Consider the following 3,776-nt stretch of genomic DNA (forward strand, 5'->3'; position numbering starts at 1 on the left):
TTGAGGATCAGGCGACCGGCAAATACCAGCCCGATCAAGGCGATAAGTAAACTCATAATTAGTCCTTTATTCGAAGTTACCGGTGACCAGAAGCTCGTTGTTCAGCTGTAATGTCTGCCCCTTGGCAATTACACCGTGCAGGCTGAAATCGTCGTTGAAGATACAGATATCGGCATCTTTCCCAGGCTGGATGCGTCCTTTGTTGATCCCGAGAGAATCGGCAACATTGGCGGTCATCATGGCGATTGCCAGCTCCGGTGCAATTCCTTGATCTATCAGTTTTGGTAGCAACAACAGGTTGCTGTCGACATTAGCTGCCGTCAGGCCTGTGAGTTCCCCGTGAGAGTTGAACTTAGGTAAACTGCCGTTACCGTCGGAGCTGATGGTGATTAGGTTGGCAGCAACCCCTGATTCGAGTGCCAGCTTGGCTGCCTGTTCTGGTGGCGTAAATCGGCTGCCGCCTGAGGTGATGTCGATACAGCCGCCACGCAGGCCAAAGCCAATGGCTTCGTCAAACAGGGCTTCTGTCCGGGCAACATGGGTCGGGGAGAAGTGGTGAATCGGCAGCCCCATATCGAGTAACTCGTTGACTAGACTAAATGGCTGAGGAAGTCCGCCCATATGTACATGCAGTAACCCCCGCTTTCCTGAGAGCATGCTGGCGATACGGATATCAGAGACGATCCGTGCCAGTTCTTCGAGGGTCGGGAATGAACAACGGTGATCGGCCAATGCTATTTTCACTCCGAGCACGGCGGGAATGAAAGCAAGATCATCGCGAATTGACCCGGTAATGGTTTTGGTCGGCACCTCATAAGATCCTGTGTGCATAAATGCGCTGATGCCTTCTTCGGTCAGTGCCGCGGCTTTGGCATAGAGATCTTTGGGTGAGCGGGAGATCCCGTCAGTACCGAGTACACCAACAACCGTGGTTGTTCCGGCCTGGATCAGCTTTTTCAGTGTTACTTGTGGTGTCCGGCTGGCAAATCCGGCTTCGCCACCACCGCCGGTCAGGTGGATGTGTTGGTCAATCAGTCCCGGGGTGACGGTTTTCCCTTGGCAGTCAATGGTTGTGATTTCACTCAGGCCATTGATATGCAGTTCTGGTTCAATCGCGAGGATTTTACCTTGGCCAAGTAAAATATCGGCTTTGCCAATATGCTCTGGGCTATAGAGTTCGGTATTTTTCAGTAGGGTAAACATGATTTCCTCTAAGTGTTATTTTGGATAATCGTTACTGGTAATACGCATTGAAAAGGTGTCGAAATACGTCGTAAAACAGCATTGCTTAACATTGCGCCAATCAACGAAAATGAGCATACCCCTACTTTTTATATATGTATTTTGATTTCCATTGCTGATTTTGAATGATAGTATTCGCTCAGATCATAGATAGGGATTTTTGAGGGTATTTCCATGGAATTCAAATGGTTAGATGACTTTATGAGCCTAATGGAATTGGGTAACTTCTCTGCCGCGGCTAAAGCCAGGCATGTTACCCAGTCAGCGTTTAGTCGCCGGATCCAGGCTTTGGAGTTGTGGGTTGGGGTACCGTTATTCGATCGCACCTCATATCCAATAACGCTAACCGAGCAGGGTGAAAAGTTTGTTCCCTATGTAGAAAATCTGCTCGAAATGGTCAAAGTCACCAAAGAAGATTTCTCTCGCGAATCCCTCAAAACAGACAGTACGGTGCGCATCGTCTGTCTGCATTCCTTCGCGGTGAACTTGATGCCGAGATTGTTTCGCCAGGCCGGTTCGTTATTAGAAGGGCTCAATCTTGCGCTCAATCCTTCGGTGCAGGGAATTGATAACCACTTTCAGGCGCTGCTAGATAATTCTAATGATATTTTATTTGCCTATAACACCAAGGGCATGCGTCCTTCCTTTTTGCTTGAAGACAAGGTTGAACGGTGTCTGGTGTTTAAGGAAAAGATCATTCCGGTGATCTCTCCTGAGCTGCTGGAAAATCATCCCAAAGATAGTCGCTACCCTTATCTGGCTTATTCCGAGCATACTTTCTTGTTTAACGTTGTCGCTCCCCTAACCGAAAGAGTAGGGTTGCCTCTTGAGCCTGTATTTGAAACAACCTTAAGCGAGTCGCTGATTAAAATGGCTGTCAGTGGTATGGGGATCGCGTGGGCGCCGTTACATGCTATTGAGGAAGAGCTTGAGCAAGGCCTGTTGGTCCAAGCCTTTGCGGAAAGACCTGAGCTGGCTATCTCGCTGGATATTGTCTGCTACCGTTCAAAAGGGGCGAATCGCCCTGCAGTCGAGCAGTTCTGGCAAGGGATCAACGAGGTTGTCGCTCAGCAAGAATGAAACACAATTGTTGATTGATTCAGTACTGTAAGTCGCTGAATATAAAAAGGCCGCCCAAAAGCGACCTTTTAATTCGTCCTATGAATATTGACACTGATCTTGCTATCCCCCAAGCCCGTATTTGAAGAAGTCTATCTTCAATTAACTTAATTTTTGTTTGCTAGTGTTTAGCTGCTTTGTTCCAAAGCTTTCAAGCGTAGCTTGGTTGCGTGCTGAGTGGATACTGGTTCGTCGCGATCACGTTGCACAAATGGTTCAGTATTGCGCGATGGTGACGACAAGGCTTGTATACGTAATTCAGTTGCATGTCGTGTTGAGACTGGTTCATCGCGATCAAAATATTTCAGCGGAGCCACTTGCGATTCAAAAGCAGGTGCATTTTCTAAAGCTTGCAGGCGTAGCTCTTTGGCTGAGCGGTCTGTAATGCGATCATGATCATCGCCAGGTGCTGCAATAGCTGTTGAGACAGAAGCTAATAGCAATGTAGATAGAGCGATAGTTTTAATAGTCATGATGTTTCCTCTTTGTCTTTCTAAACTAAACTGTTTCGTTTCATTTGTTGTTAAGGTTAGCTCACAAAAATAATATGTCAACACTTTTAATACGAAACGGTTTAGTTTATTTTTTAGGTATAGAGCTACCGGGAGACTGAACATGAGCAAGAAAGACGAGAAGATACAGAAGATACTTGAGGTAACAGCTGATCTCTGTATTCGAAATGGTTACCAGGGTACGAGCGTTGATGAACTTACGTCAAAAACAGGTTTCTCGAAAGCGACGATATACCGCTATTTCAAGTCAAAAGAGTGCTTGATCGCTGCAACTCTTGAACATTACTCGAAGATGCACACGAAGGCTTTAATAGAGCTTATCAATGATGAGGAATTATCGTTGAGAGAAAAAATCGATGTAAGGTTTGAAAAACTTCGCCAGTTGGTGACAGAGAACCAGTTCTATGGGTGCTATTTTCAGCTTGCCTATAGTGAATTTTGTAACAAAGATGAAGATATAACATCGATTTGTACTCAATACAGTCATGATCGGGTTGAGTTGATAGCTGAAATGCTCGCTCGACATGATGTTGATGATGCTCAACAGAAAGCAACGAAGGCTGAACTCATTTTCAGTGGGCTAATAGCGACGCTGCCTATAAGTAAAGATACTCAGCTTATTGATATTGCAAAGGAAATGTATCTTAAAGAAATTTTTTGAGTCAATTAACAGGTTTGCAAGCAGGAGCTCAGAGGGTATGCCCTCATTTCTGCTTGAACCTGTATTTGAAATAGCCTTGAGCGAGTTGCAGAACAAATCCACTAATCAGCCTCTTACTTCAGCGAAGGGCATTACATGCAGGTTGAGGTGGCGGCCAAGCTGAAAAACAGCCCGAACCAGAAGCTGGCCGATCAGTTTATGTCCTTTATTCTGACGCCGGCGTTCCAGTCAGTGATTCCTAC

At 46.0% G+C, this 3,776-nt stretch carries 4 protein-coding genes and 1 pseudogene; 3 read left to right on the plus strand and 2 right to left on the minus strand.

Translation table 11 applies throughout. The features are described 5' to 3' along the window. Nucleotides 1–66: 66 nt before the first annotated feature. The gene (gene iadA, locus MHN01_RS19750) at nucleotides 67–1,203 is read right to left on the minus strand and encodes a beta-aspartyl-peptidase (protein ID WP_239412915.1); all 1,137 of its coding nucleotides are present in this window, start codon (nucleotides 1,201–1,203) and stop codon (nucleotides 67–69) included. 213 nt (nucleotides 1,204–1,416) lie between these two features. On the opposite strand from iadA, the gene MHN01_RS19755 reads away from it, so the two are divergent. Continuing rightward, nucleotides 1,417–2,322 carry a LysR substrate-binding domain-containing protein gene (locus tag MHN01_RS19755; RefSeq protein ID WP_239412916.1) on the plus strand — a complete coding sequence of 302 codons (906 nt, stop codon included), beginning with the start codon at nucleotides 1,417–1,419 and terminating at the stop codon, nucleotides 2,320–2,322. 167 nt (nucleotides 2,323–2,489) lie between these two features. On the opposite strand, the gene MHN01_RS19760 is transcribed toward MHN01_RS19755, so the two are convergent. Beyond that, the gene (locus MHN01_RS19760) at nucleotides 2,490–2,834 is read right to left on the minus strand and encodes a hypothetical protein (RefSeq protein ID WP_239412917.1); all 345 of its coding nucleotides are present in this window, start codon (nucleotides 2,832–2,834) and stop codon (nucleotides 2,490–2,492) included. Nucleotides 2,835–2,976: 142 nt separating this feature from the next. On the opposite strand from MHN01_RS19760, the gene MHN01_RS19765 reads away from it, so the two are divergent. Together MHN01_RS19765 and tbpA are read left to right on the plus strand one after the other, a co-directional pair. Continuing rightward, on the plus strand, nucleotides 2,977–3,534 hold the full coding sequence (locus MHN01_RS19765; protein ID WP_239412918.1) for a TetR/AcrR family transcriptional regulator: 558 nt from the start codon (nucleotides 2,977–2,979) through the stop codon (nucleotides 3,532–3,534). Between the two features lie 105 nt (nucleotides 3,535–3,639). Continuing rightward, nucleotides 3,640–3,776 (plus strand): annotated as a pseudogene (gene tbpA, locus MHN01_RS19770) (thiamine ABC transporter substrate-binding protein); the annotation flags it as partial.

Origin of the sequence: Photobacterium sp. OFAV2-7 (genome assembly GCF_022347985.1) — a bacterium.
In the GTDB taxonomy this organism is placed as follows: Bacteria; Pseudomonadota; Gammaproteobacteria; order Enterobacterales; family Vibrionaceae; genus Photobacterium.

Coding starts and splice junctions, on each gene's coding strand:
- iadA (WP_239412915.1), bottom strand. CDS start 1,203: ATGTTTACCCTACTGAAAAATACCGAACTCTATAGCCCAGAGCATATT.
- MHN01_RS19755 (WP_239412916.1), top strand. CDS start 1,417: ATGGAATTCAAATGGTTAGATGACTTTATGAGCCTAATGGAATTGGGT.
- MHN01_RS19760 (WP_239412917.1), bottom strand. CDS start 2,834: ATGACTATTAAAACTATCGCTCTATCTACATTGCTATTAGCTTCTGTC.
- MHN01_RS19765 (WP_239412918.1), top strand. CDS start 2,977: ATGAGCAAGAAAGACGAGAAGATACAGAAGATACTTGAGGTAACAGCT.